The organism is Pseudomonas sp. Sample_21 (genome assembly GCF_004307525.1).
Lineage (GTDB): Bacteria > Pseudomonadota > Gammaproteobacteria > Pseudomonadales > Pseudomonadaceae > Aquipseudomonas > Aquipseudomonas atacamensis.
This window is the reverse complement of sequence record NZ_RCNZ01000036.1, coordinates 116,834-138,883: the sequence shown is the minus strand read 5'-3', so window position 1 is coordinate 138,883 and position 22,050 is coordinate 116,834. Positions and strand designations below refer to the sequence as shown.

The 22,050-nt window shown below is 58.5% G+C and carries 21 protein-coding genes; 6 read left to right on the top strand and 15 right to left on the bottom strand.

All coding sequences use genetic code 11. The annotated features are described in order from the left end of the window. The first annotated feature begins 5 nt into the window (after positions 1–5). Positions 6–587, top strand: coding sequence for a DinB family protein (locus D8U71_RS05205; protein ID WP_130887306.1), 582 nt, complete (start codon positions 6–8; stop codon positions 585–587). Between the two features lie 199 nt (positions 588–786). Next, positions 787–1,284, top strand: a complete 498-nt coding sequence (locus D8U71_RS05200; protein ID WP_073474539.1) for a GNAT family N-acetyltransferase — start codon at positions 787–789, stop codon at positions 1,282–1,284. A gap of 115 nt (positions 1,285–1,399) precedes the next feature. Here D8U71_RS05200 and D8U71_RS05195 read toward each other — a convergent pair whose 3' ends face one another. The 3 genes from D8U71_RS05195 to D8U71_RS05185 form a co-directional block, all read right to left on the bottom strand. Continuing rightward, a complete protein-coding gene (locus D8U71_RS05195) occupies positions 1,400–1,609 on the bottom strand; it encodes a hypothetical protein (protein WP_130887305.1) in 210 nt (69 codons plus the stop codon). 176 nt (positions 1,610–1,785) lie between these two features. Continuing rightward, the gene (locus D8U71_RS05190; protein WP_130887304.1) at positions 1,786–3,528 is read right to left on the bottom strand and encodes a phosphoethanolamine transferase CptA; all 1,743 of its coding nucleotides are present in this window, start codon (positions 3,526–3,528) and stop codon (positions 1,786–1,788) included. Positions 3,529–3,739: 211 nt separating this feature from the next. Then, positions 3,740–3,922: a DUF6026 family protein gene (locus D8U71_RS05185; protein WP_016774671.1), complete on the bottom strand. Its 183-nt coding sequence runs from the start codon at positions 3,920–3,922 to the stop codon at positions 3,740–3,742. Positions 3,923–4,197: 275 nt separating this feature from the next. On the opposite strand from D8U71_RS05185, the gene gnd reads away from it, so the two are divergent. The 3 genes from gnd to D8U71_RS05170 are packed head-to-tail and all read left to right on the top strand — an operon-like array spanning position 4,198 to position 7,516. After that, the gene (gnd, locus tag D8U71_RS05180; protein WP_130887303.1) at positions 4,198–5,178 is read left to right on the top strand and encodes a phosphogluconate dehydrogenase (NAD(+)-dependent, decarboxylating); all 981 of its coding nucleotides are present in this window, start codon (positions 4,198–4,200) and stop codon (positions 5,176–5,178) included. Then, positions 5,175–6,698 (top strand): glucose-6-phosphate dehydrogenase, encoded by a 1,524-nt coding sequence (zwf, locus tag D8U71_RS05175; RefSeq protein WP_130887302.1) that lies wholly within the window; start codon positions 5,175–5,177, stop codon positions 6,696–6,698. The genes gnd and zwf overlap by 4 nt, the downstream gene beginning before the upstream one ends. Next, the gene (locus D8U71_RS05170) at positions 6,695–7,516 is read left to right on the top strand and encodes an HAD family hydrolase (RefSeq protein WP_130887301.1); all 822 of its coding nucleotides are present in this window, start codon (positions 6,695–6,697) and stop codon (positions 7,514–7,516) included. Before zwf ends, D8U71_RS05170 begins: the two co-directional genes overlap by 4 nt. Positions 7,517–7,640: 124 nt before the next feature. Here D8U71_RS05170 and nhaB read toward each other — a convergent pair whose 3' ends face one another. The 3 genes from nhaB to D8U71_RS05150 form a co-directional block, all read right to left on the bottom strand. Next, entirely contained in the window at positions 7,641–9,143 is a 1,503-nt protein-coding gene (gene nhaB / locus D8U71_RS05160; protein ID WP_122612227.1) for a sodium/proton antiporter NhaB, read from the bottom strand. 88 nt (positions 9,144–9,231) lie between these two features. After that, positions 9,232–10,521 carry a hypothetical protein gene (locus D8U71_RS05155; protein ID WP_130887300.1) on the bottom strand — a complete coding sequence of 430 codons (1,290 nt, stop codon included), beginning with the start codon at positions 10,519–10,521 and terminating at the stop codon, positions 9,232–9,234. A gap of 264 nt (positions 10,522–10,785) precedes the next feature. Further along, positions 10,786–11,052 carry a hypothetical protein gene (locus tag D8U71_RS05150; protein WP_016774677.1) on the bottom strand — a complete coding sequence of 89 codons (267 nt, stop codon included), beginning with the start codon at positions 11,050–11,052 and terminating at the stop codon, positions 10,786–10,788. A gap of 626 nt (positions 11,053–11,678) precedes the next feature. Between D8U71_RS05150 and D8U71_RS05145 the strand changes: the two genes are divergently transcribed. Continuing rightward, the gene (locus D8U71_RS05145) at positions 11,679–13,004 is read left to right on the top strand and encodes a sigma-54 dependent transcriptional regulator (protein WP_016774678.1); all 1,326 of its coding nucleotides are present in this window, start codon (positions 11,679–11,681) and stop codon (positions 13,002–13,004) included. 86 nt (positions 13,005–13,090) lie between these two features. Here the strand turns inward: D8U71_RS05145 and D8U71_RS05140 are convergent, their stop codons facing one another. From D8U71_RS05140 to pnuC, 9 genes are all read right to left on the bottom strand, one after another. Then, positions 13,091–15,313 (bottom strand): hypothetical protein, encoded by a 2,223-nt coding sequence (locus D8U71_RS05140; protein ID WP_130887299.1) that lies wholly within the window; start codon positions 15,311–15,313, stop codon positions 13,091–13,093. Between the two features lie 229 nt (positions 15,314–15,542). After that, positions 15,543–16,859: a hypothetical protein gene (locus D8U71_RS05135; RefSeq protein WP_122611297.1), complete on the bottom strand. Its 1,317-nt coding sequence runs from the start codon at positions 16,857–16,859 to the stop codon at positions 15,543–15,545. 45 nt (positions 16,860–16,904) lie between these two features. Beyond that, positions 16,905–17,651, bottom strand: a complete 747-nt coding sequence (locus D8U71_RS05130) for a hypothetical protein (RefSeq protein ID WP_130887298.1) — start codon at positions 17,649–17,651, stop codon at positions 16,905–16,907. 43 nt (positions 17,652–17,694) lie between these two features. Continuing rightward, positions 17,695–18,375: a C39 family peptidase gene (locus D8U71_RS05125; protein ID WP_024012915.1), complete on the bottom strand. Its 681-nt coding sequence runs from the start codon at positions 18,373–18,375 to the stop codon at positions 17,695–17,697. A 66-nt stretch (positions 18,376–18,441) separates the two neighbouring features. Then, complete coding sequence (locus D8U71_RS05120) at positions 18,442–19,440, bottom strand: hypothetical protein (protein ID WP_024012916.1); 999 nt, start codon at positions 19,438–19,440, stop codon at positions 18,442–18,444. 73 nt (positions 19,441–19,513) lie between these two features. Then, entirely contained in the window at positions 19,514–20,086 is a 573-nt protein-coding gene (locus D8U71_RS05115; RefSeq protein WP_130887297.1) for an adhesin, read from the bottom strand. 1 nt (position 20,087) lies between these two features. Beyond that, the gene (locus tag D8U71_RS05110; RefSeq protein ID WP_125916228.1) at positions 20,088–20,537 is read right to left on the bottom strand and encodes a hypothetical protein; all 450 of its coding nucleotides are present in this window, start codon (positions 20,535–20,537) and stop codon (positions 20,088–20,090) included. Positions 20,538–20,859: 322 nt separating this feature from the next. Then, a complete protein-coding gene (locus tag D8U71_RS05105; protein WP_051600449.1) occupies positions 20,860–21,384 on the bottom strand; it encodes an AAA family ATPase in 525 nt (174 codons plus the stop codon). Then, complete coding sequence (pnuC, locus tag D8U71_RS05100) at positions 21,381–21,944, bottom strand: nicotinamide riboside transporter PnuC (RefSeq protein ID WP_130887296.1); 564 nt, start codon at positions 21,942–21,944, stop codon at positions 21,381–21,383. Before pnuC ends, D8U71_RS05105 begins: the two co-directional genes overlap by 4 nt. Positions 21,945–22,050 lie beyond the last annotated feature (106 nt).

The window sequence follows — 22,050 nt, the reverse complement described above, 5'->3', positions numbered from 1 at the left end:
CCGACATGAGTCAACCGCTGTCCCATCATTTGCTGACCATGGCCTACCAGAATGCCTGGGCCAACCATCGCCTGGCCAAGGCCTGGACCCAGCTCGATGCCACTGAACTGGCGGCGCCCCGGGTGAGCTTCTTCCCCAGCATCCGCCTCACGCTTAATCACATCCTCACCTGCGACTGGTTCTACGTCGACGCGCTGGAACGCGAATTGCGCGGGGACGAGCCGCACCCGGATTGCTACGTATTCTTCAATGCAGACGAGCCGTTTACCGATGCCGCAACGCTGCGTGCCGAACAGGCCCGCGTTGATCGCCGGCTGATCGCCTATTGCGAGCAACTGCGCGATGCCGATCTGCCAAGAATCGTCACTATCGCTCGCGACGAACCGCAACATGACAGCCGCCTGCGCATGCTTTCGCACCTGTTCGAACACCAGATCCATCATCGCGGCCAAGTCCACGCCATGCTCAGCGGCACGACGGTCAAGCCACCGCAACTGGATGAGTTTTTCTGTGTTGGCGAAAGCGCATTGCGCGCCGAAGACTTCGCCGAACTGGGCTGGACCGAAGAGCTTATCTGGGGCCACTGACCGCGAAAGATCGCAGCCTCGTTGCACTCGTCAACTCCTACACATATCGGACCGTAGGAGCTGACGAGTGCAACGAGGCTGCGATCTTTTGATCTTCAGCTTTTCAAGTTGCCCTCTCCGGCGCACCCAAGCTAATGTCCCCCCCAGCCTTTCAGCTAGCACCTTGCGCGCCGGGGCTTTTTGTTTATCGGGGATGGAAATGGATTCCGCAGAAATACTCGTACTTCAGGCCAGTTACAGCAACCCGGTGCACGCCGAAGCCATCGGCATCGTGCTCAACCACTACGCCGAAGATCCCATGGGCGGCGGTCATCCGATCGCGCCCGAACTGCTGCAACGCCTGCCCGAAGAACTCGCCCGCCGCCCGCATGCCTTCAGTGTGCTGGCCTTCGTCGGCGGCGAACCGGCCGGGCTGGTTAACTGTTTCGAAGGCTTCTCGACCTTCGCTTGCAAACCGCTGGTCAACGTCCACGATGTCGCCGTGGTCGGCAAATTTCGCGGCCTGGGGCTCAGTCAGAAAATGCTGCAGAAGGTAGAAGACATCGCCCGTCAGCGCGGTTGCTGCAAGATCACCCTGGAAGTGCTGGAAGGCAATGCGGTGGCGCAGGGTTCGTATCGCAAATTCGGCTTTGCACCGGGGATGTTCAATCCAGATCACGGGCGGATGTTGTTCTGGATAAAGGATTTGCAGGCCTGAAGGCTTCTCACCGCAAATCACCAACATAAAAAAAGGCGCCCCAAGCAGGGCGCCTAACTGTCATCTCCCGGGCCAGAGCGGAGCCACGGAAGGTCCATCGGTTGCTCGGTAAAGCTCAGTCGCGATAAGACTCGGTCACCTGCGCCGTCTGGTCAGCAGGGACGCGAATTTCTTTCGCGCTGGCGTCGGCCTTTTGCTCGCCTTGCGCGTGCTGGACCGGGAAGTTGTCGTAGTAATAACGCATACGCTCGGCGCCGCCCTCGGCGAAGACGCTGGTAGAGCCAAGGGCGAGCAAGGTGGTGAGAGTGATAGTGGTGGTTTTCATGGTGCCTCCTACTGAACAAGTGGGAGTCGGTTCGTCCGTGAAGCAGACCGCGAAAGAAGTCTGCGTCGCGGCCATTAACAATGGGTTAACGCTGGTTCAGCGCAAATATTGCGGCGTATTACAGAAACAATGCGGTCGATAGGCACAAAAAAGGGCCTTCTCGGCCCTTTGTCGTTTTACTTCTGCGCTACTTCCGCCGGATCCGGGTGCTTTGGCTTCATCAAACTGAAGTCAATCAACGCCCGCCGCGGTGCCTGATACGGGTCGCCAATCAGCAGCTTGCGCGGTACGAAGCTGTCGCTGACCAGGCTTTTGTTGCGATCCAGTTCATCGGAGCTCAACCCGGCCAAGTCCGCCCAGGTATGAATGAGCTGCGAGCTGCTGTACGGGCGGCTGAGGTCGCCGGCGAAGTTCCAGTCGTGGTTTTCCTTCCATTTCGGCGAGGCCCAGGCCATGAACGGGATGGTGTACATCGGCGCGGTCGGTTTGTTTTCGTTGCGGCCGAGAGTGCTGTGGCCGGCCGAGTCAAAGACGTCTTCGCCGTGGTCGGACAGGTACAGCAAAAAGCCGTTCGGGTCGGATTTGGCGTAGTCCTTGATCAGGCTCGAGACCACGAAGTCGTTGTACAGCACGGCATTGTCATAGCTGTTGTAAGTCGGTACCTGATCGTCACGCACGCCAGCCGGAACGCCCTGGCGATCCTTGAACTTGTCGAACGTCGGCGGATAACGGTACTGATAGCTCATGTGCGTACCGAGCAGGTGCACGACGATAAGTTTGCGTTCAGCCGGATCAGTCAGAGCCTTGTTGAACGGCTCGATGACGTCGCCATCGTATTGCGCCGAGTTCTGGTTGCGGTTGTTGTTCAGGTACACCTGCTCGTCAGCCTGTTCGGAGAAGGTCGTGAGCATGGTGTTGCGCTTGGTCATGGTCTGCTGGTTGGTGATCCAGAAGGTCTTGTAACCGGCCTGTTTCATCACGCTGACCAGCGATGGCGTCGACAGGTACAGATCCGGGTTCTGCTCATCGGCGAAGGTCAGCACTTGCTGCAGCGCTTCGATGGTGTACGGGCGCGGGGTGATGACGTTGTCGAAGATCGCCAGTTGATCCTTGAGCTTGTCCAGTTCCGGCGTGGTGTTGCGCGGGTATCCGTAAAGACTCATGCGCTGGCGGTTGGTCGACTCGCCAATCACCAGCACCAAAGTCGCCGGTTGCCCGGCCGAGGCGTCCTTGAGGTTTTTCAGCGGCGCGATCTTGCTGGCATTGTCGAGCATACCTTGCATGTCCCCCAGCGTTTCCAGATAGCGGTGATAGGCCACGGCCATCTGCCACGGCACGGCAGGCTCGATGCGGGTTTCGAATTTCTCGAAGCCTTCGGCGAAATTGCCCATGCGCATGGTTTGCTTGACCAGCGGATAACCGGCCACGGCGATCACGATCGCGGTCGCGGCAACCAGTGCGCGTCCACGGGGCATGTACACCGGACGCAGGCGCGTCCACAGAAAGTAGGCAAACGCGGTATGGGCGAGGAACGCCGGGATCATCCACCAGGCGAAATACTGGGTCATGTACTCGCCGGCTTCCGACACGTTCGACTCGAACATGATGAAGATGACGCTCTGCGAAAATTCCTGCTGATAAATGAAGAAGTAGCCGAGGCTGGCCATCGAGCAGGCCCACAGCACCACACCGATGATCGCCGCGAGCAGGCGAGTCTGTTTGGGGAACAGCAGCATCGGCGCCAGCCACAGCGCGCTCATCACGAATGCCTGACGAAATCCGGTGAAGCCGGACGTGCCAGTCAGCTGGATCAGCAGTTGGGTAATACCCGAGAAGTACCAGAAGAAGACGAACAGCCAGATGAATCCGACCCAGTCGAAACCGGTCGCAGTCGTTTTGCTGCGTTTGAACAATGCCATTCAGCGCTCCAGCTCAATCATCAGACCCACGCCGGAAACGCTTCCATGACACCGACGAACAGAGGCCGTGCGCGCAGGCACGGCCAGAATGGGGCGGAGTATCCCCAAGGGCTTGTGAAAGATTTGTTAAGCGCCGCTGTTGGTGTGTATCAAGCGGTCAGAGGTGCAACGTGTCGGGAACGACGGGGGCCGTTCCCGAAGCAGGCGGGGATCAGGCGTGGGGTGCGCGCTGCACAACCGGACGCGGTTGCGGCTGCGAGCCCTGGGTCAATGCGCGCAATTGCGCCAATTCGTGCTTCAACTGGTCGCGCTCGTCTTTCAACTGGCGCAATTCATCGCGACGGATCGTAACGTAGAGGGTTTGTGGCGGCATTGCTGTGTGTACTGTGCCCATTGCTCACCTCGCAAATGGCGTGCATCAACTGTAAGTCACTCCTCGTTTTGAGGCGCTTGACTCACTATCGGCGCCAATTTTGATTTCTTTTGCCCTGGAAGGGAACTTTTTTATTTTTCATGGTCGGTGTGTCTTCGGCAGGATTCGGGGCGTTATCACTCTGGATCGGGCACAATGCCCGGAAACTTCATCGCAACGCTCTGGACTAACCTCCATCAGTCGCGTTGGGCTATAACCAATGACACACATTTATTTGTAGTAAGGAGCATCAGCACATGCAACTCGGGATTATTGGACTGGGCCGCATGGGCGGCAATATTGCGCGACGTCTGTTGCTCAACGGGCACACCACCGTTGTTTACGACCGCAATACCGCTTTCATCGATAACCTGGTCGCCGAGGGCTCCACTGGCGTCGCCGACTTGCCAGCGCTGGTCGCCGGCCTCGACAAGCCGCGCGCGGTCTGGGTCATGCTGCCGGCGGGCGCACCGACCGAAGACACCATCAACACCCTGAGCGAACTGCTTGAGCCCGGCGATACGATCATCGACGGCGGCAACACCAACTACAAGGACGACATTCGTCGCGCCAAGACGCTGAACGAGAAGGGCCTGCACTACATCGACGTCGGCACCTCCGGCGGCGTCTGGGGTCTGGAACGCGGCTATTGCATGATGATTGGCGGCGACGCCGAGACGGTCAAACGTCTGGATCCGCTGTTCGCCGCACTGGCGCCGGGCATGGGCGACATCCCGCGTACCAAGGACCGCAAGTCCGATGACCACCGTGCCGAGCACGGTTACATCCACGCCGGTCCCGCCGGTGCCGGGCACTTCGTGAAGATGATCCACAACGGCATCGAGTACGGCATGATGGCCGCGTTCGCCGAGGGCTTCGACATCCTCAAGACCAAATCCAGCGAACGCCTGCCGGAAGATCAGCGATTTGATCTGAACGTGGCTGATATCGCTGAGGTCTGGCGTCGTGGCAGCGTGGTTTCGTCCTGGCTGCTGGACCTGACTGCCGATGCGCTGGCCAGCGATCCGAAGCTCGACGGCTTCTCCGGCTCGGTCGCCGACAGCGGCGAAGGCCAATGGACCATCGAAGCGGCCATGGAGCAAGCGGTGCCGGTACCGGTGCTGTCCAACTCGCTGTTCTCCCGTTACCGCTCGCGCGGGCAGGGCACCTTCGGTGACAAGATCCTGTCGGCACAACGTTTCGGCTTCGGCGGCCACGTGGAGATTGCCAAGAAATGACCCGTACGATCCGCAGAAAATCCAAGGCAGAACCCGCACCACCGACCACGCTGTTCCTGTTCGGTGCCCACGGCGACCTGGTCAAGCGCTTGCTCATGCCGGCGCTGTACAACCTCAGTCGCGACGGCCTGCTCGACGAGAATCTGCGGATCGTCGGCGTTGATCACAACGCCATTACCGATGAAGCCTTCGCGCAAAAGCTCGAAGACTTCATCCGTACCGAAGTGGCGGCGAAGGTCGGCAAGGGCGATCAGATGCTTGATCCGGCCTTGTGGGCCAAGCTCGCCAAAGGCATCAGCTACGTCCAGGGTGATTTCCTCGACGACAGCACTTATTCAGCCCTGGCGGCGAAAATCGCCGACAGCGGCACCGGCAATGCGGTGTTTTACCTGGCCACCGCGCCACGTTTCTTCAGTGAAGTGGTGCGCCGTCTCGGCAGCGCCGGTTTGCTTGAAGAAACCCCCGAAGCGTTCAGAAGGGTGGTGATCGAGAAGCCGTTCGGCTCCGATCTGCACACTGCCGAAGCCTTGAACGCTTGCCTGCTCAAGGTCATGAGCGAGAAGCAGATCTATCGCATCGACCATTACCTGGGCAAGGAAACCGTGCAGAACATCCTGGTCAGCCGGTTCTCCAACAGCCTGTTCGAAGCGTTCTGGAACAATCATTACATCGACCACGTGCAGATCACTGCGGCGGAAACCGTCGGCGTGGAAACCCGTGGCAGTTTTTACGAACACACCGGCGCACTGCGCGACATGGTGCCCAATCACCTGTTCCAGTTGCTGGCCATGGTCGCCATGGAACCGCCGGCTGCTTTCGGCGCTGACGCGGTGCGCGGCGAGAAAGCCAAAGTGGTCGGGGCGATTCGTCCCTGGTCGACGGAAGAAGCCCGGGCCAACTCGGTGCGCGGCCAGTACAGCGCTGGCGAGCGCGATGGCCAGCCGTTGAAGGGTTATCGCGAAGAAGCCAACGTGTCGCCCGACAGCACCACGGAAACCTACGTGGCGCTGAAGGTGATGATCGATAACTGGCGCTGGGTCGGCGTGCCGTTCTATCTGCGCACCGGCAAGCGCATGAGCGTGCGCGACACCGAGATCGTCATCTGCTTCAAACCAGCGCCGTACGCACAGTTCCGCGACACCGAAGTCGACGAGTTGCAGCCGACTTATCTGCGCATCCAGATCCAGCCAAACGAAGGCATGTGGTTCGACCTGCTGGCCAAGCGCCCGGGGCCGGCGCTGAACATGGCCAATATCGAGCTGGGTTTTGCGTATAAGGATTTCTTCGAGATGCAGCCGTCGACTGGCTACGAAACCTTGATCTACGACTGCCTGACCGGTGATCAGACGCTGTTCCAGCGTGCCGACAACATTGAGAACGGTTGGCGAGCGGTGCAGCCTTTCCTTGATGCCTGGCAGCAGGATGCGAGCGTCGAGACGTATGCGGCCGGCGAAGATGGCCCGCAAGCAGCCGAAGATCTGCTGACTCGCGATGGTCGCGTCTGGCACGGCCTGGGATGAGTGATTTGCCGAAACAACCGATCCGTTTTCTGCTCAGCGACATGGACGGCACCTTGTTGCTGCCTGATCACACGCTGAACCAGCGCACCATCGACGCCGTGCGTTCATTGCGCGAGGCCGGTGTGCTGTTCAGCCTCGCCAGCGGCCGCCCGCCGAAAGCCATGTTGCAGCAGATCGAGGCGCTGGGCGTTGATCTGCCGACAGCGGCGTTCAATGGCGGCACCATCGTCAAACCGGACGGCACACTGTTGGCCGCGCATTATCTGCCGGCAACAACCGCGCTGATTGCTCTGGCGCAGTTTGCCGATCAACCGGAGGTGGAAATCTGGGTGTTCAGCGGCGGCGACTGGCTGCTCAAGGACCCGCACGGGCCGATGGTCCCACGTGAACAGAGCGGCCTCGGCTATCCGCCGGTGGTGGTCGAGAGTTTCGAGCCGTATCTGGAGCGCATCGACAAGATCGTTGCCACCAGCAATAACACAGAGTTGCTGATCGAGCTGGAGGCGCAGCTGTTGCCCAAGGTCAACGGCATGGCGCAAGTGTCGCGCTCGCAGCCGGTGTATCTGGACGTCACTGCGCTTGAGGCTAACAAAGGCACCGCGCTGACAACGATTGCCGAATACCTCGGCGTGCCGCTCGAGCAAACCGCTGTCATCGGCGACGGCGGCAACGACCCGGCGATGTTCAAATGCGCCGGCTTGTCGATTGCCATGGGACAGGCGGAAGAGGCGGTGAAGCGTCAGGCGGATGTCGTTACAGCGTCGAACACCGAAGACGGCGTGGCTTTGGCGATCGAGCAGTACATCCTCCCGCACTGATCCAACACCAAAACCAATGTGGGAGCGAGCCTGCTCGCGAAGGTGTCGGCACATTCAACACCTTCTTTGCCTGACCTAACGCATTCGCGAGCAGGCTCGCTCCCACAGGGTTATTCAGTGTGGCTTAGAGCCAATAGCTCACCGCATACCAGCCCAACAAGCCCATCACCACGGTATACGGCACCGCCATCCACACCATGCGCCCGTACGACAAACGTACCAGCGGCGCGATCGCTGAGGTCAGCAGGAACAGAAACGCTGCCTGACCATTCGGTGTCGCCACACTCGGCAGATTGGTGCCGGTGTTGATCGCAATCGCCAACGTTTCGAAGTGCTCGCGAGTCATGTGCCCGGCCAGAAAAGCCTGTTTCACCTCAGTGATGTAAATGGTCGCGACAAATACGTTGTCGCTGATCGCCGAGAGCAGACCATTGGCGATGAACAACATGCCCGGCTGTTGATCCATCGGCAGCGCCAAGACCCACTCGATCAGCGGGACGAACAGATGCTGATCGTGAATGACCGCCACCACGGCAAAAAACACCACCAGCAGCGCGGTAAACGGCATGGCGTCCTTGAACGCGCTGCCCAGGCGATGCTCGTCGGTGATCCCGGTAAACGCGGTGATCAATACGATCACCATCAATCCGATCAGGCCGACTTCAGCCAGGTGAAACGCCAGGCAACCAATCAGAATCAGCGCCGCCGCGCCTTGCACCAGCAGCGCCGCCGTCTGACGGGGCGTGCGTTTGGCGTTGTCCTCGGCAGCGTAGTTGGCCAACACAGCGCGGACGTTGTCCGGCAGCAGCGTGCCGTATCCGAACCAGCGCAGCTTCTCCAGCAGCACGCAAGTAACCAGACCCGCCACCAGTACCGGCAGCGACACCGGGGCAACTTTCTGGAAGAACTCGCCGAAATGCCAGCCCATCTCATGGCCAATCAACAGGTTCTGCGGCTCACCGACCAAAGTGCAGACGCCACCGAGCGCCGTGCCGACCGCGCCGTGCATCAACAGGCTGCGCAGGAAAGCGCGGAATTGATTCAAGTCCTCATGGTGTCGCGACGGTAAATGCTCATCGTCACCGAATTCGCTGTCCTTGCGTGGATCATTGCCAGACGCGACCCGGTGATACACCGAGTAAAACCCGACAGCCGCACTGATGATCACCGCCGTCACGGTCAACGCATCAAGAAACGCAGAGAGGAACGCCGACAAGAAGCAGAACATCAGCGCCAGAATCGCTTTCGAGCGCACGCCCAACAGCAGCCGCGAGAAGAGAAACAGCAGCAGATCTTTCATGAAGTAGATGCCGGCAACCATGAACATCAGCAGCAGGATCACCGGAAAGTTGTGCAGCAACTCATCGTAAAGCGCTTGCGGCGTGGTCATCTTCAACAGCAACGCTTCAATCAACAGCAGGCCGCCGGGCATCAACGGATAACACTTGAGCGCCATGGCCAGGGTGAAGATGAATTCGATCACCAGCAACCAGCCTGCGGCGACCGGGCCGATGGTGAACAGCACCACGGCATTGAGAATGAGAAAACCGACGATGGTCGCCTTGTACCAGCGTGGCGATTGCCCGAGGAAGTTGTGCGCGAACGCCTGGGCGATTGAACCGGACATCGGCTGCTCCTTTTATTTAGAAGCGCGAAAGTTGCCGGATGTTTCAAGGAAGATCAAGTCGCCGATAACCTCGATCCTGTTGAATGCTCTATGGATTCAGATAACGCGCAACCATTGCCCGGTAGTTGCCATCCAGTGAATAGCCCCCCACCACGATAGCCCCGTCAGTTTGTACGGCCAGAGAATTGGCTGTATCGAGACTTCGCCCCAGTCGCGTGCGCAACCAACCGTGGCCCTGGCCGAACGCGGGATCGAGACTGCCGTCAGCTTGATAACGGGCGACCATGAAGTCGGCTTCAACCCCGCCGATGGTCGCGCCCACGGCAACGATGCGGCCGTCGCTCAGCAACCGGGCGGCGTTCCATTGGGAGCCGCTGGGACCGATGTCCACCACCTGTGGTTGGCCGTGGTGACAGTGCAGGTCCGGTCGACCGTTGGCGTGCAGGACAAACGTCAGGCAGCGGATTGGATCGCGGCTGCTGCCGAAGCAGTAGAGCCTGTCGGCGGACTCGATGATCTGGCTGACCTGAGCGCTGTTGCCGTGGGCCCTGAACGCCATGAAACCGTCCACGGCAAAACGCTCGTCCAGACGCCCATCGGACTGGTAAACCGCCAGCAGCCCTTGCTGCGGAAAGTCGATGGAACCTGCGACGACAATTCGCCCATCCGCCTTCAACAGCAGGGTGCTCAGCCAGGTGTTGAGCAGCAAGTGGCGAACCATGACAAATCCGCGCCCGTTGAACGATTCGTCGAGGCTTCCATCAGGACACAGGCGAATCAGCATGCCGGCGTGGTCGGCGAGGCTGAAATGATGGTTGGCGATCAGCAGAATGCGACCGTCTTCCTGCACCGCAAAGTCACAGGCTTCAACACCAGGCACACCCGGCGGCAGCCAGTTGTCGCGGGTGCCCATGGACAGCTCGCCGGGCAGGCGCACGATCTGGAAGCCGTCATCACCGAAAGTTCGATCTGGCCTGCCGTCGGCATCGAACAGGGCGAAGGCGGGGAGGGTGCGATGGGTGTCTTCATAATGCAGGCCGGCCAGCAGCATCTTGCCGTCAGCTAGTACCTGAACCTTGCCGGCCTTGGCTTCGAATCCTTCGACGAAACTACCGATCACGCTGCCCTGAATACCGAACGACAAATCCGCCGACCCATCACCCAGCAGCCGCGCCAGGCCAAAACGACTTCCCTTCGGCGTACCGACCTTGGCGGCGACCAGAATCCGACCCTGCGCATCGAGCGCGACATGTTGAGTCTGGCTGGACAGGCTACCGGCAAAGTACACCTGCGCAACACCGCCGATGGCGAAGGTCGAGTCGAGCGAACCGGGGTTTTTCCATACCGTGGGCAGCGCATAAGTGTTCAGGGTCGACATGCACGCGTCTCCTTGCGAGTAGCCGATATCCCAGTGATTGGGAGGCTGACTGCACGAGCGAAACATTCAATCCCTGAACCGCGAGAAGTACAACTGGACGAATCAACAGAACGACGGTCGCACTGTGCCAGAACAGTGTCTTGTTGAACCAGTCGCAAGCGAGCCAAGTAATTTGGATGAAACAGCGCGGTAAGTACCGTGCTTATTCGACTTCGCATACAACAACGGCGGATGACTTTAACGTCATCCGCCTTTGTTCGATTATCAGTGTGGCATCGACCACGATTGCAACTTGTGACCGTCTTCGCTCAGCTCGGCGCGGGCCTGTTGCAGCAGTTGTTCGAGTTGCGCCGGGTCAGAGTAGGCGCTGCTCGGGATTTGTTTGCGACCGATGTGTGAGTTGGTGCGGTCGACGACGGTCAGGCTCAGTTCGCCATTGCCGTCTTGTGGCGCCCAGGCCACGCACTGAAAAGGCTTGAACGCGTGGTTGGCAATCAAAAGTGCTTCGTTGATACGCAGCGGGGCAGTCATGGGGTCTTCTCTCTATTGGCGCCCAATCAAGTGATGTGCCGTCGGTTGGGCTTACCGTGCGGCGGGTTACTTGTACTGATGCACGCAACAGGGGGGTGGGTCACACTTGAAACAAAGAAATTTCAGGTTCTTTACATAACGTAAGTTCGTTTCGTTAATCCTGCACCTGTCCGAACACCGCGCTGAATTCACCCCTCACCCCAGCCCTCTCCCCGAGGAGAGGGAGCCGATTTGTGGGCTTTTCAAACTCGAGTTCGGCTCGGTAATTCAGGTTGCTGTACCTCGAACAACCAGCACCGTCAGTCCACTCTAACTCGAGATAGGGAGCCAATTGACGGGCTTTTTGGAAAGCTGAGTTCGGCTCGGTCTTTCAGATCGGCGTACCTCGCGCAAACACCTCGGTCAGTTCCCTCTCCCTCGGGAGAGGGCTAGGGTGAGGGGCGGCTCTTTGACTCAGCGCAAATAGTCGATAGCTAACTAACAACCAACTTTCTTATAACTCTTTTAATACCCGCCCTATAAGCAATCGGTACAAGCCGCCGTCAAAATCTTGCTAGTGTTACAACCGGGTCTGCCAAATGACTGTTTTTACGATCATTTATCAAATTTGGCGCCAAGGAACAGTCATGAGCGAAGCGCCTGCGTCGAGACGTTTACTGGTGGTCGATCCCTGCGACGACTGCCATCGCCTGTTGCCGGGATTGCGCGCCGTCGGTTGGGATGTAGACAGCTGTAATCTGGAGAACGCCGCATCCCGCGCCTGTGACGTCGGCCTGCTGCGCTTGCAGCCTTACCACCTGGAACGTCCAGAAGCGGTCAAAGAACTGATCAGCCGCAGCGGCACCGAATGGATTGCCGTGCTCAATCAGGAAGTCCTGCGTTTACAGAACGTCGGTGACTTCGTTTGTGAATGGTTCTTCGACTTCCACACCTTGCCCTTCGACGTCTCCCGCGTACAGGTCACCCTCGGCCGCGCCTTCGGCATGGCGCGCCTGCGCGGGCAGGGCACCATTCATGTCGATCAGCCAGAGCACGAACTGCTCGGCGACAGCAAACCGATCCGCGAACTGCGCAAACTGCTGAGCAAACTGGCCCCGACCGAATCGCCCGTGCTGATTCGCGGTGAAAGCGGCACCGGCAAAGAGCTGGTCGCGCGCACCCTGCATCGACAATCCCAGCGTCACAACAAACCGTTTGTAGCGATCAACTGCGGGGCGATTCCAGAGCATTTGATTCAGTCAGAATTGTTCGGCCACGAGAAAGGCGCGTTCACCGGCGCACACCAGCGCAAGGTCGGACGCATCGAAGCGGCCAATGGCGGTACGTTGTTCCTCGATGAAATCGGTGATCTGCCGCTCGAGTTGCAGGCCAACCTGCTGCGCTTTCTTCAAGAGAAACACATCGAGCGGGTAGGCGGCAGTCAGCCGATTCCGGTAGACGTTCGCGTTCTGGCCGCAACCCACGTTGACCTGGAAGCGGCGATCGAGAAAAAGCGCTTTCGTGAAGACCTTTATTACCGGCTGAACGTCCTGCAAGTGGTCACCGCACCCCTACGCGAGCGCCATGGCGATCTGTCGATGCTGGCCAACCATTTTTCGCACTTCTACAGCCACGAAACCGGGCGCCGGCCACGCAGCTTCAGCGAAGATGCATTGATTGCCATGGGCAAGCATGACTGGCCGGGCAATGTGCGCGAGCTGGCGAATCGGGTCAGGCGTGGGTTGGTGTTAGCGGAGGGGCGGCAGATCGAGGCGCGGGATTTAGGGTTGATCAGCCAACACTCGATCGCCACGCCGATGGGCACGCTGGAGGATTACAAGACCCGAGCGGAACGGCAGGCGTTGTGTGATGTGTTGAATCGGCATAGTGATAATTTAAGCGTGGCCGCGAAAGTTTTAGGGGTTTCGCGGCCTACTTTTTATCGGTTGTTGCATAAGCATCAGATTAGGTGATTTGAAGTTAATCTTGAGAGGCGGGAAAGTTACCAAAACGCTTTATAGCTACCGCCTCTCAGGTAGCCCCAATATTCTGAAAATTATCATATTTTTCTCACTCTTATATTTTTCAGGTATGTAGGACCAGTTGCGTCATATGACGTCATTCTCAAACACAGCATCAGTGACCTTGGCGTAGAAGACTTGGCCACGCTGAACTGTAATATCTTGGTTTGCCACGATGAAGTCGGAGAAGCCTGTTCGAATTGTTGAGAGAAATTGTGTTCAACGATAACGTGTAGAGTGACTGGCGCTATATAATCGAAGCTCAACTCAAGTCTCGAGTCTGTTTCAATTTCTTGGAAAGATTTGGTAATATAAATTAATCTATAGGTCACAGCTTCACTTGGTAAAGACTCCAGAACGTACTCGTCTGAAACTAATGTTATTTTAGATTGATGAAGTACTATGTTTAGCGACCAATGATTCCAATCATAGTTATCAAAAGTAGTCAAATCATCCAATCCGGCCATCACCCGATAACTCCTCATTTGACATGCAATCGCCTCACTCTCTACCGCTGCCAAATACAACCCCACTTTCAACACAACAACCAACCTCGAATCCGCCTTACACCCCCGCAACCACTCCACCTCAGCCACGTAACTTAACCCCACTTCCTGATCATGCGCCGCCCCCACAAACTGCTGCTTGACCCGCTCCCCACCCCCTGCAAACGTCTCCACATATTCCAACCAAATCGGACACCCGGCGCGCTGAAACGGCCAGGCCCCACACAACACCTTCGTGCCATCCTTGATCAACCCTACATCCAGCACCTCACCATCAAAACCCTCAAGATTCGGCATCGGCATGCTCGATTGCAGCAACTCGCCAATCACCAGCGTCACACTCTGCACCGGCGTCGGCTGTCCATTAACGATCAGGCTGTATATCAGCTCCACACTGCGCTGCAGATTTGCCCCGGTGACGGAGAAATCAATCTCGAATTGCACTTTCAATTGTCCCGCTACCGGCTTCTGCTGGGGAGGTACTGAGCCGGCGCCGGGTGTGCCGGCGATTTCCAGTTTTACCTCGTGATTTGCGTCAAACGCGGCGGTGTCAAACACCACGGTGAATCCATTCTGATGCCGGTTCGGGTCAAGTTTGTAATCAGGCGCCTCGACAACCATTGGCGGCTTCAACTGACTGACTTCGCCGGTGACTGGAACAACAACGTCATTGGACGGACGCGCAGGTACGTTGGCGCGGATTAACTTGTAGTTGGTCGTGGCCGAGCCATTGACCATGGCCCTGATCGAGGCATTGGCCAGCTTGAAATCGAAGTGCCCAGGCACGGCGCCGACCGTGTGTACCAACGGTCCGATCGTGACAGGTACTCCCTCAGGTGTCTGGCCGGTACACCTCAGCTCGACTTCGTCTTCAATCTGGAAATCCGGTGGGGTGAAATAAACCCGTGCATCGGCGTCGCTCGTACCCAGTACCTTCAGGTCGATGGTGGTGACGTTCTGGTTGTTGACCCAGATTGTTGGCGCCGGCAAGCGGCTGATGCTCAGGTCCACATTCACATAGGTGACTTTTGACCATGGCGCCTCTGGAACCGGGAAATTATTAACCCGGTCGAAGACCTGATAGCGCACTTCGATGTTTCTGCCGTTGCCTTGGTCTCTGATGACTTTTTCGGTGAAGGTGACGATGATCGGATTGTTGACCGGATCTTCGATCTGCTCTCTGGTGACCGGGTAGTACGTCACCACCTGATCTCCCCAACCACAACGAATGGTGTCGAAGACGGCGATGTTTTCATAAGGCACGATGAGCATGCGGATTTCCCGCCGGGCCATTTCCGCATCTACGCCTTGAGACGGATCAGGGCTCAGCGTGTAGAGCAGGCCGGAATGGCCGTCCTCGGGGTCGCGATCCAGGCCGCCTGGCCGTGTGAGCTGGACCCACATACGCAACACCGGCTCGGAGCTCACTGGCTCCTGACCCAAGCGTTTCACCGTGTAAAAGACGAGTGCCGCGCCGTTGGTGACCTGAGCCCTGGGGATTTTGAATTCCAGCCGTTTATTCAGATTGTTTTCATCGACCGGTATCGTTCCGACAATGACGCCGTCATAAGACATTTGGCATTCGTCTTCCAGTGCCATGCTTATCCACGGGTCTACGAAAACCCGCATATCGTCCTTGACGGTATCCAGCGATATGCCTCCGTGATAGTTCTCCGGCGTCTGCAAGTCGACCTTACCCTGTATGAAGGGAGGGCTCAGGGCAAAAATGCGGTTTTCATCCAGCGGCTGGCTCATGGCAGTGCTCCGTTATGGGCCCGGTTGCAAGGTGCCAGGCGCTGGAGTCATGAAAGCGGATTTGAGGGCATGGCGCACCTGTCAGATCTGACAGGTGCGGACGTGTTTCCGATGAGTGGTCACGAGCAAGAGCCTCAGAATCAAAAGATCGCAGCCTTCGGCGTCTCCTGCGGGGATTACTCGAATCCACATGCAGGAGCCGCCGAAGGCTGCGATCTTTTGCTTTTGCCTAGAAGTAATACGGGAATTTCAGGCTGAACGAAAAGTCCGGCGCATCATCGGTCATGCCGATCGACAGGTTCGGCACGATCGTCAGATTGTCGGTTGCAGCAATCGTCATGCCGACGTTGAAGTAACCGGCGTTGGCATCACTGGACACCACCGATTCCCAATCGCCGCCGTCCTGTTTCAGCTTGCTCTTGCGTTGCACCAGGTCGGAGACCGAGAACGACATACTCATCTTCTCGTTAAGCGCGAAGGCGATACCGGCGCCGATCTGGAAGCTGTCGCCGATGCGCACTTTGCCTGGGGTTTTCTGGTTGACCGTGGAGCTGATGTCGTCAAACGACTCCTCGAGGTTGTGGGTGTAGGAGAGGCTGCCGAACAGCACCGCCGGGTCAAACGTCTTGACCAGCGAGATACCCGGCGTGATCGACCAGACGCCGTTGCCGGTGGGCAGGGTGTCGGGGACGAACAGGTTGGAGTTGGCGTCGGTCTGGCGCAGTTTGATGCCGAACGGGTCTTTGCCGGTCGGCGCCTTGACGCGCAAGGTGACGACGGCGTCCGGGGTGTTGACCGATTCGTCGAGGAACTTGTAGGCGATACCGAAGTTGACGTCGCCAATGGTTGGATCCTTGGTTACGGTTTCTTCTGTTGTTACGCCAGCCGCGCCCTCGTTGCCGCCGCCGGATTGATACGTCGACTCGCGATAGATCACCGGCACGTTCAGGTCGAACTGCCAGCGATTGTCGAAGTTGTAGCGGCCGGTGAGGTCCAGGGTCCAGGTGTCGGCCTTGATCCGGTCGAGGTTGATGTTGCCCAGGAAGATCGAATCCAGCGCAAGGAACCCGTTCAGGATCAACTGACGGGTGTCGTAGCGCGAATAGGTCAGGCCGGTTTCCACGCTGAACTTGCCGCCGCCAAAGAAACCGCTGGCTTCGTCATACAGATTGGAAACGCTCTGTGCCGGTTGTGAATCATCGGCCAGTGATTGACCGTAGGATGCGCCACTGCCCCCGGCAGCGCCTCCCGATGCAGCGGCCGCACCGGTGCCTGTGGCGGCTCCGGCGGCGACGCGATTGCCTTTCATGTCGGACGGCGATTTGGCCAGCCGTTTTGGCGGTGGGGCGGCGGGTGTTTCTTCTACCTGGCGGACCCGTTGTTCAAGTACCGCCAGCGCTTGTTGTTGTTGTTCGTATCGTTGTCTCAGTTCCAGAAGTTCCCGTTTCAGGGCTTCTACATCGGCGTCGGGTGCTGCTTGCAGCATTGCCGCCGGGAGAAGGGTACTCAAACACACTGCAGCACGCAGTGATACTGATCGATACATGAATAAGCCGTCCCTTTAAGCCCAATGATCGAGACTCAGCGTAGTTCAATATCCGATATTGCGTAGGGCCCCGAGTTGGGTCAGGTTGCAATCCAGTGCACCGGCGCTTCTGCCGTTATTGTTAAGTACGACGTTGAGTTGCGTAAGGTTGTTGACCACGTTGGCGCTGCCCAGCAAACGGGTGTTCTGCAGCAGCCCGCCCTGGGCGACCTGTTGCAGCGCCGTGCCTTGGTTGCCGCTGGCCTGAATGGCCATTTGCACGCCACCGCCATTGGCCGAAACCGCGACACTGCCGGCGCCGTTGCTGCCGCTGATGGTCTGCCCGGCGATGAGCGCCTGGCCCTGCGATGGCACCAGTGCCGGGGCCTGGCTGGCTTCGCTGACGTTGATCGCGACGTTGTTGCTGGCGGTGTTGCCATCGCCGGCGGCGCGTACGCTTTGCGTCACACCCTGGCTGCTATTGAGGCCGGCACCACCGATGACAGTGCCGGTGCCTGATGCGAGAGCGCTGCCATTGCCCGACTCCTTGATGGTCGAGACATAGAATTCCGGTTTGACGGTTGCGGCCTGGATCTGCATCGAGGTCGCGGCCCCGATCAAGTCGCCGCTGGCGTTGCGCCAGGTGCTGCTCATGACAATGCCGAAGCTGATGATCCGCCCCGGCATGACGTAACGACCGCGCAGCTCGGCGAGCTCCTGGTCCTTGATTTCGATGGGTTTGAATCCGGCATGGGCTAAACCTGACGCACTCGCTGCCAGGCAGGCGGCGGCCAGCCAGTATGAGCTTTTCATCTGCTGCTCCCGGGACATCCAGTCCCATTCTCTAACTCGGCGATTAAAAGAAGTCGCTCTGAATGAACCCGAAATCCATCAATTCCGCATCTTTGACCGGGTTGAAACTGTCCAGCGAGTTCTTCGCCGTCAGCGGCACGGGAGGGCTGCGCAAGGCGTTGGCCTTGTCGTAACCGGGGCCGACGATGGCAAAGACAATGCCGTTCCAACCTTTGACAAAGTCGTCGTGCTTGTAGCGCTTGTGGCCGAGAACCGGGTCACCGATGTAGACCCAATCCTTGTCCGAACGCTGCAGGACGACGAAATGCTTGTAGCCACGAATGTCCATCAGAACCACCACCGGAATGGTCACCGCTTCGAGTTTCTCGGGCGGGATCCGGTAGCCACGGGCGCGCATGCCGATGCTTTCTACGTAGCGCTTCATGTCGAGCATGGAGAAACCCTGGGTTCGCACCAGGTCCTGGTCTGCGTTGACCAGCATGCCTTTGATGATGTGCTCCTCATCGACGTCGAGCCAATAGGCCTGGCGCAGAACCGTTGCCAGCGCAGCAGCGCCGCAGCTGAAATCGGTTTTCTGTTCGACGATGTCGGCAAACTTGCGCTCACGAATGCTTTGCACGTCCTTGTAGACCAGCACGCCACCCGGCAGGGCGGCCACAGGCATCTGGGCTGCCTGAGTCAGGCCGCACAGACAAAGCAGAGCGAGGAGGGCAGGAGTCCGCATGATCGAATACGCCTTGTGGAACCTGGGAAAAAAGCCCCGTTGCCGGGGCTTTCGTTTCGATCGCGATTACATGCAGGCTTTGCAACCTGCGGCGATGGACAGCGAGTTGCTTTGTTGGTTGCCCACACCCGCCGAGACGTTGGCTCCGCCGTTGCCGGAGAAGTTGTTCATCGAGTTGGTCATGTTGGCGTTGTTGACGACTGGAGTTTTCCAGCCATCTTTGGTCAACACTTGTTGGGTGGTGACGCCAGCGAGGCCAAAAGTACCCACGGCTTCGAACTTGGCTTTCTGATCATCGTTGCCGCCATGGCCGCCGCCACGGTTGCCCCAACCGCCGTGGTTGTCGTCTTCGATGGTCGCGGTGCCTTTGGCTTTGAACGCGCCAGCGGCTGCATAAGTACCGGTGAGGGTGTCGGTTTTGTAAGCCTGCACGCCTTTGTTTTCCACGACCAGGCCAGTCGAGGACTGGTTGGCAGAGGCAGCGGCCTGCGCTACACGACCACCGGAAACGGCGATGGCAAGGTTGTTTTTCTGTTGGTTGAAGTTGCCCGAGCTCACGTTGATGCCGATGTTGCCGGAACCATTGTTGCCTGCATTGCTGAGCGTGGCGTTGTTGAAGGTGGACGAGTTTTTCACGTAGTTGTTGTTGTTCACCTGAGTCGCGCTCGAGGCGGCAACAGCATTGCCGAAGATGAAGCTCTCGTCAGCGGTGGCCAGTGCAGCAGCGTTGTCCTGCTGGTTGCCGTCGCCGGCGGCGACGTTGGCGCCCATGTTGCCGTTGGAGCCGTTGAGCGAGTCGCTGGCATTGGCGTTGTTCAGGGTGCCCTGGTTTTTCACCACGTTGCCGTCGCTGTTTTGCGCATCGAGTACAGCGGCGCCGGCGCCTGCGGTGATTTGCAGCAGTTGTTCAAGATTCGGACCTTGTGGCTGGCCGTGACCGTTGCCATGTCCATTGCCGTGCCCGTTACCATGATCATTGTCACCACGGCCGCCAGCCTGTGCTGCCATTGCCATCACTGCTGCGAGTGCGAAAACCAGTGGTTTGAGAGCCATTGTAGGTTTCATGGTTGTTTCTCCGTCGTGCTTATTAGTTGGTTAAGTGTTGGGACTTTTCTAATTGCACTGCTTTTTGTTTGGGTCAGTCTGCGACCCGGATGCTCAGGGTGTTAGCCATTCGGTTCCCCACCCCGGCACTCTGGTTCACCTGGATTACCCCGCGGCTGCCGGTGAAGGCCTGATCACTGGTCGTGACCTGGCGACTGCCGATTGAGGTACCAGTTGCTCCTGAGCTCGGTATAAACGCCACGTTCTGTTGTGAAAGGGCGCTGTCGTCAACGCTCTGCGGGCCGGCACTGATGCTGACGCGCGTGACGTTGGCCATTTGGTTGTTGGCACCGGCGCCCTGGTTCACACCGAGGATGCCGTTGCCATTGCTGAAAGAGTTGCCGCCGATATTGGCGCTCGCGTCGATGGCGCGGCTGGCGGGCGTGTCGATGGTTTGCCTGACGTTGGTGGTGGCATGGGCTTCGGTGCCGATGGCAATCGCCTTGGTGTTGGCTTGTTGCATCTGGTCACCGGCAGCCTGGTTGACATTGAAGTTGCCGCGATACTGAACACCGGAATCCTGAATATTGGCCTTGTTCACTGAAGCCGAATCGGCCATGGCGCTGGTGCAGCCGAGCAGGGCGAGAAGCAGCAGGGTGCGATTCATGTCATTGGCCTCCGGCCATGCGAGTCAGAGGCGCCAGCCCGGTGCTCATCGCCCGGTTGACCGTGTTGGAGATCGAGGCGCCAGAACCACCGCCGCTGCCAGTGCGCATACCGGGCAGGCCGTTCTGGTTGGTCAGAGTGTTCATGCCGGGCAGGTTGGAACTGGGCGTGGTCATGTTGCCGCGAATCGATGAGCCGCTGGCGACGCTGGCGAAATCACCGTCAGTCAGTTCGGTACTGCTGAGGGTCTGGTTGATCCGCGCCGAAGGGTTGGCGTTGACCGTGGTTGGATAGGGATCTTTGCCGCCATTGCGACCGATCGCGATGGGTTGAACGTCGCGGTTGAGGACGATCACTCCATTGCCTTCGGCCTGGGCGCTGACACTGATCAATGCGCTGGCGGCTGATCCGATCAGCAGGAGGCAGGTCAGGCTTTTATTGAAATTCCCCACGGCTGCAATTCCTTCTTCAGTGGGCTGGGTTATTCAGCGTTGTGAAGGAGAGAGCGAAAGCTGTGCCGGTTTTGAATTGTCGCGTTATTTCAATGGCTTAGGTGTTTTCCGGGAATGCTCAAAGCGGGTACTGTTTCAGCGCTGAGACACATGCATGGGTGCTTGGACGGTGCTTGACGTCGGAAAGCTCTGGAACAAGGGTTTGCGCCGATGTGTTTCATCGGCGTAACAGGTGACGTGACGGAGTGATGAACAGCGTTTGGACGGGGGCTTTGCGCGGTGAGGAGTGTTTCAAAAACGGACAGTTTCGTCCCAAGGCGGCTCAGCTGGACAGCAAAAGCTCGACCGCCGCAAAGGCTTGCGTCTGGCGCTCGGCCCAATTGCCCTCGATAACTTGCAATGACTGTTGATGCTCAATCAACCAGGCGCGGGTGGCTTCGAAAAATGCCATGCGATCCGCAAGATCCGGTTGGCAGCGCTGACCATCTTCGGCCCAGTCGACCTGTTGCGGCGACAGCAGCAGGTGCAGGTCGTAATGGCGCGTGAGCAATTCGCTTTGCAGCCAGGCCGGGCAGTCGCCGAACAGGGTCTGGCTCCAGAGGATGTTGCTCAGCAGATGGGTGTCGAGAATCAGCAGTTCGGGTTGTTTCGCCCGTGCCTGATCTTCCCATTGCAACTGGCCCCGGGCGATATCAGGGATATCCGCGAGGCAAGTGTCGCGTGGGTTGTCTTCGATGAACCGACGAACATATTCATCAACGCGCACGCCGCCGAAACGCTGCTCCAGGCCTGCCGCCAGCCAGCTCTTGCCGGTGGATTCCGGGCCGGTGAGAACAACGACTTTCATGTGCGCAACGCCGGATCGGCACGCCATTCCCGCCAGCCTTGCACGGCGAGCAGGGTAAACAGCGCATACAGGCCGGCAGTCAGATAGAGGCCTTTATAGATGAACAGGCCGACAAAGATCACATCGAGGACGAACCACAACGCCCAGCATTGCAGTCGTTTCTGCGCCATCCACAGTTGCGCGACCAGACTGAAACCGGTGAGCGCGGCATCGAGCCACGGCTGTGCGGCGTCGGTCCAGTGCGCCATCGCCGCGCCCAGCAGCAGGCTGCCGATCGCTCCAATGCCAAGGCCGAGCAGAATCGAGCGTGCATCGAGGCGGGTGACTTGGCGACCGTCATGCATCGTCCCGGCGCGGGTCCATTGCCACCAGCCGTAGATCTGCAGTGCGGCGTAGATCACTTGCAGCAACATGTCCGAATACAGCTTCACCTCAAAGAAGATCCAGCTGTAGAGCAACACCATGACCAGCCCGATCGGCCAGCACCACGGATTCTGCTTGACCGTCAGCCACACGGCGATGACACCGAGGGCAGCGGCAAACAGTTCAAGCCCGGACATGGCGGATCCTTGGGGGAGTTGAGAAGGGGGCGGATTGTACTGCATTAGTCAGATCAAAAGCCCCTCACCCTAACCCTCTCCCGGAGGGAAAGGGAACTGACCGCGT

Excerpts from the sequence above, each read along its gene's own strand:
- D8U71_RS05205 (WP_130887306.1), top strand. The coding sequence starts at position 6 with ATGAGTCAACCGCTGTCCCATCATTTGCTGACCATGGCCTACCAGAAT.
- D8U71_RS05200 (WP_073474539.1), top strand. The coding sequence starts at position 787 with ATGGATTCCGCAGAAATACTCGTACTTCAGGCCAGTTACAGCAACCCG.
- D8U71_RS05195 (WP_130887305.1), bottom strand. The coding sequence starts at position 1,609 with ATGAAAACCACCACTATCACTCTCACCACCTTGCTCGCCCTTGGCTCT.
- D8U71_RS05190 (WP_130887304.1), bottom strand. The coding sequence starts at position 3,528 with ATGGCATTGTTCAAACGCAGCAAAACGACTGCGACCGGTTTCGACTGG.
- D8U71_RS05185 (WP_016774671.1), bottom strand. The coding sequence starts at position 3,922 with ATGGGCACAGTACACACAGCAATGCCGCCACAAACCCTCTACGTTACG.
- gnd (WP_130887303.1), top strand. The coding sequence starts at position 4,198 with ATGCAACTCGGGATTATTGGACTGGGCCGCATGGGCGGCAATATTGCG.
- zwf (WP_130887302.1), top strand. The coding sequence starts at position 5,175 with ATGACCCGTACGATCCGCAGAAAATCCAAGGCAGAACCCGCACCACCG.
- D8U71_RS05170 (WP_130887301.1), top strand. The coding sequence starts at position 6,695 with ATGAGTGATTTGCCGAAACAACCGATCCGTTTTCTGCTCAGCGACATG.
- nhaB (WP_122612227.1), bottom strand. The coding sequence starts at position 9,143 with ATGTCCGGTTCAATCGCCCAGGCGTTCGCGCACAACTTCCTCGGGCAA.
- D8U71_RS05155 (WP_130887300.1), bottom strand. The coding sequence starts at position 10,521 with ATGTCGACCCTGAACACTTATGCGCTGCCCACGGTATGGAAAAACCCC.
- D8U71_RS05150 (WP_016774677.1), bottom strand. The coding sequence starts at position 11,052 with ATGACTGCCCCGCTGCGTATCAACGAAGCACTTTTGATTGCCAACCAC.
- D8U71_RS05145 (WP_016774678.1), top strand. The coding sequence starts at position 11,679 with ATGAGCGAAGCGCCTGCGTCGAGACGTTTACTGGTGGTCGATCCCTGC.
- D8U71_RS05140 (WP_130887299.1), bottom strand. The coding sequence starts at position 15,313 with ATGAGCCAGCCGCTGGATGAAAACCGCATTTTTGCCCTGAGCCCTCCC.
- D8U71_RS05135 (WP_122611297.1), bottom strand. The coding sequence starts at position 16,859 with ATGTATCGATCAGTATCACTGCGTGCTGCAGTGTGTTTGAGTACCCTT.
- D8U71_RS05130 (WP_130887298.1), bottom strand. The coding sequence starts at position 17,651 with ATGAAAAGCTCATACTGGCTGGCCGCCGCCTGCCTGGCAGCGAGTGCG.
- D8U71_RS05125 (WP_024012915.1), bottom strand. The coding sequence starts at position 18,375 with ATGCGGACTCCTGCCCTCCTCGCTCTGCTTTGTCTGTGCGGCCTGACT.
- D8U71_RS05120 (WP_024012916.1), bottom strand. The coding sequence starts at position 19,440 with ATGAAACCTACAATGGCTCTCAAACCACTGGTTTTCGCACTCGCAGCA.
- D8U71_RS05115 (WP_130887297.1), bottom strand. The coding sequence starts at position 20,086 with ATGAATCGCACCCTGCTGCTTCTCGCCCTGCTCGGCTGCACCAGCGCC.
- D8U71_RS05105 (WP_051600449.1), bottom strand. The coding sequence starts at position 21,384 with ATGAAAGTCGTTGTTCTCACCGGCCCGGAATCCACCGGCAAGAGCTGG.
- pnuC (WP_130887296.1), bottom strand. The coding sequence starts at position 21,944 with ATGTCCGGGCTTGAACTGTTTGCCGCTGCCCTCGGTGTCATCGCCGTG.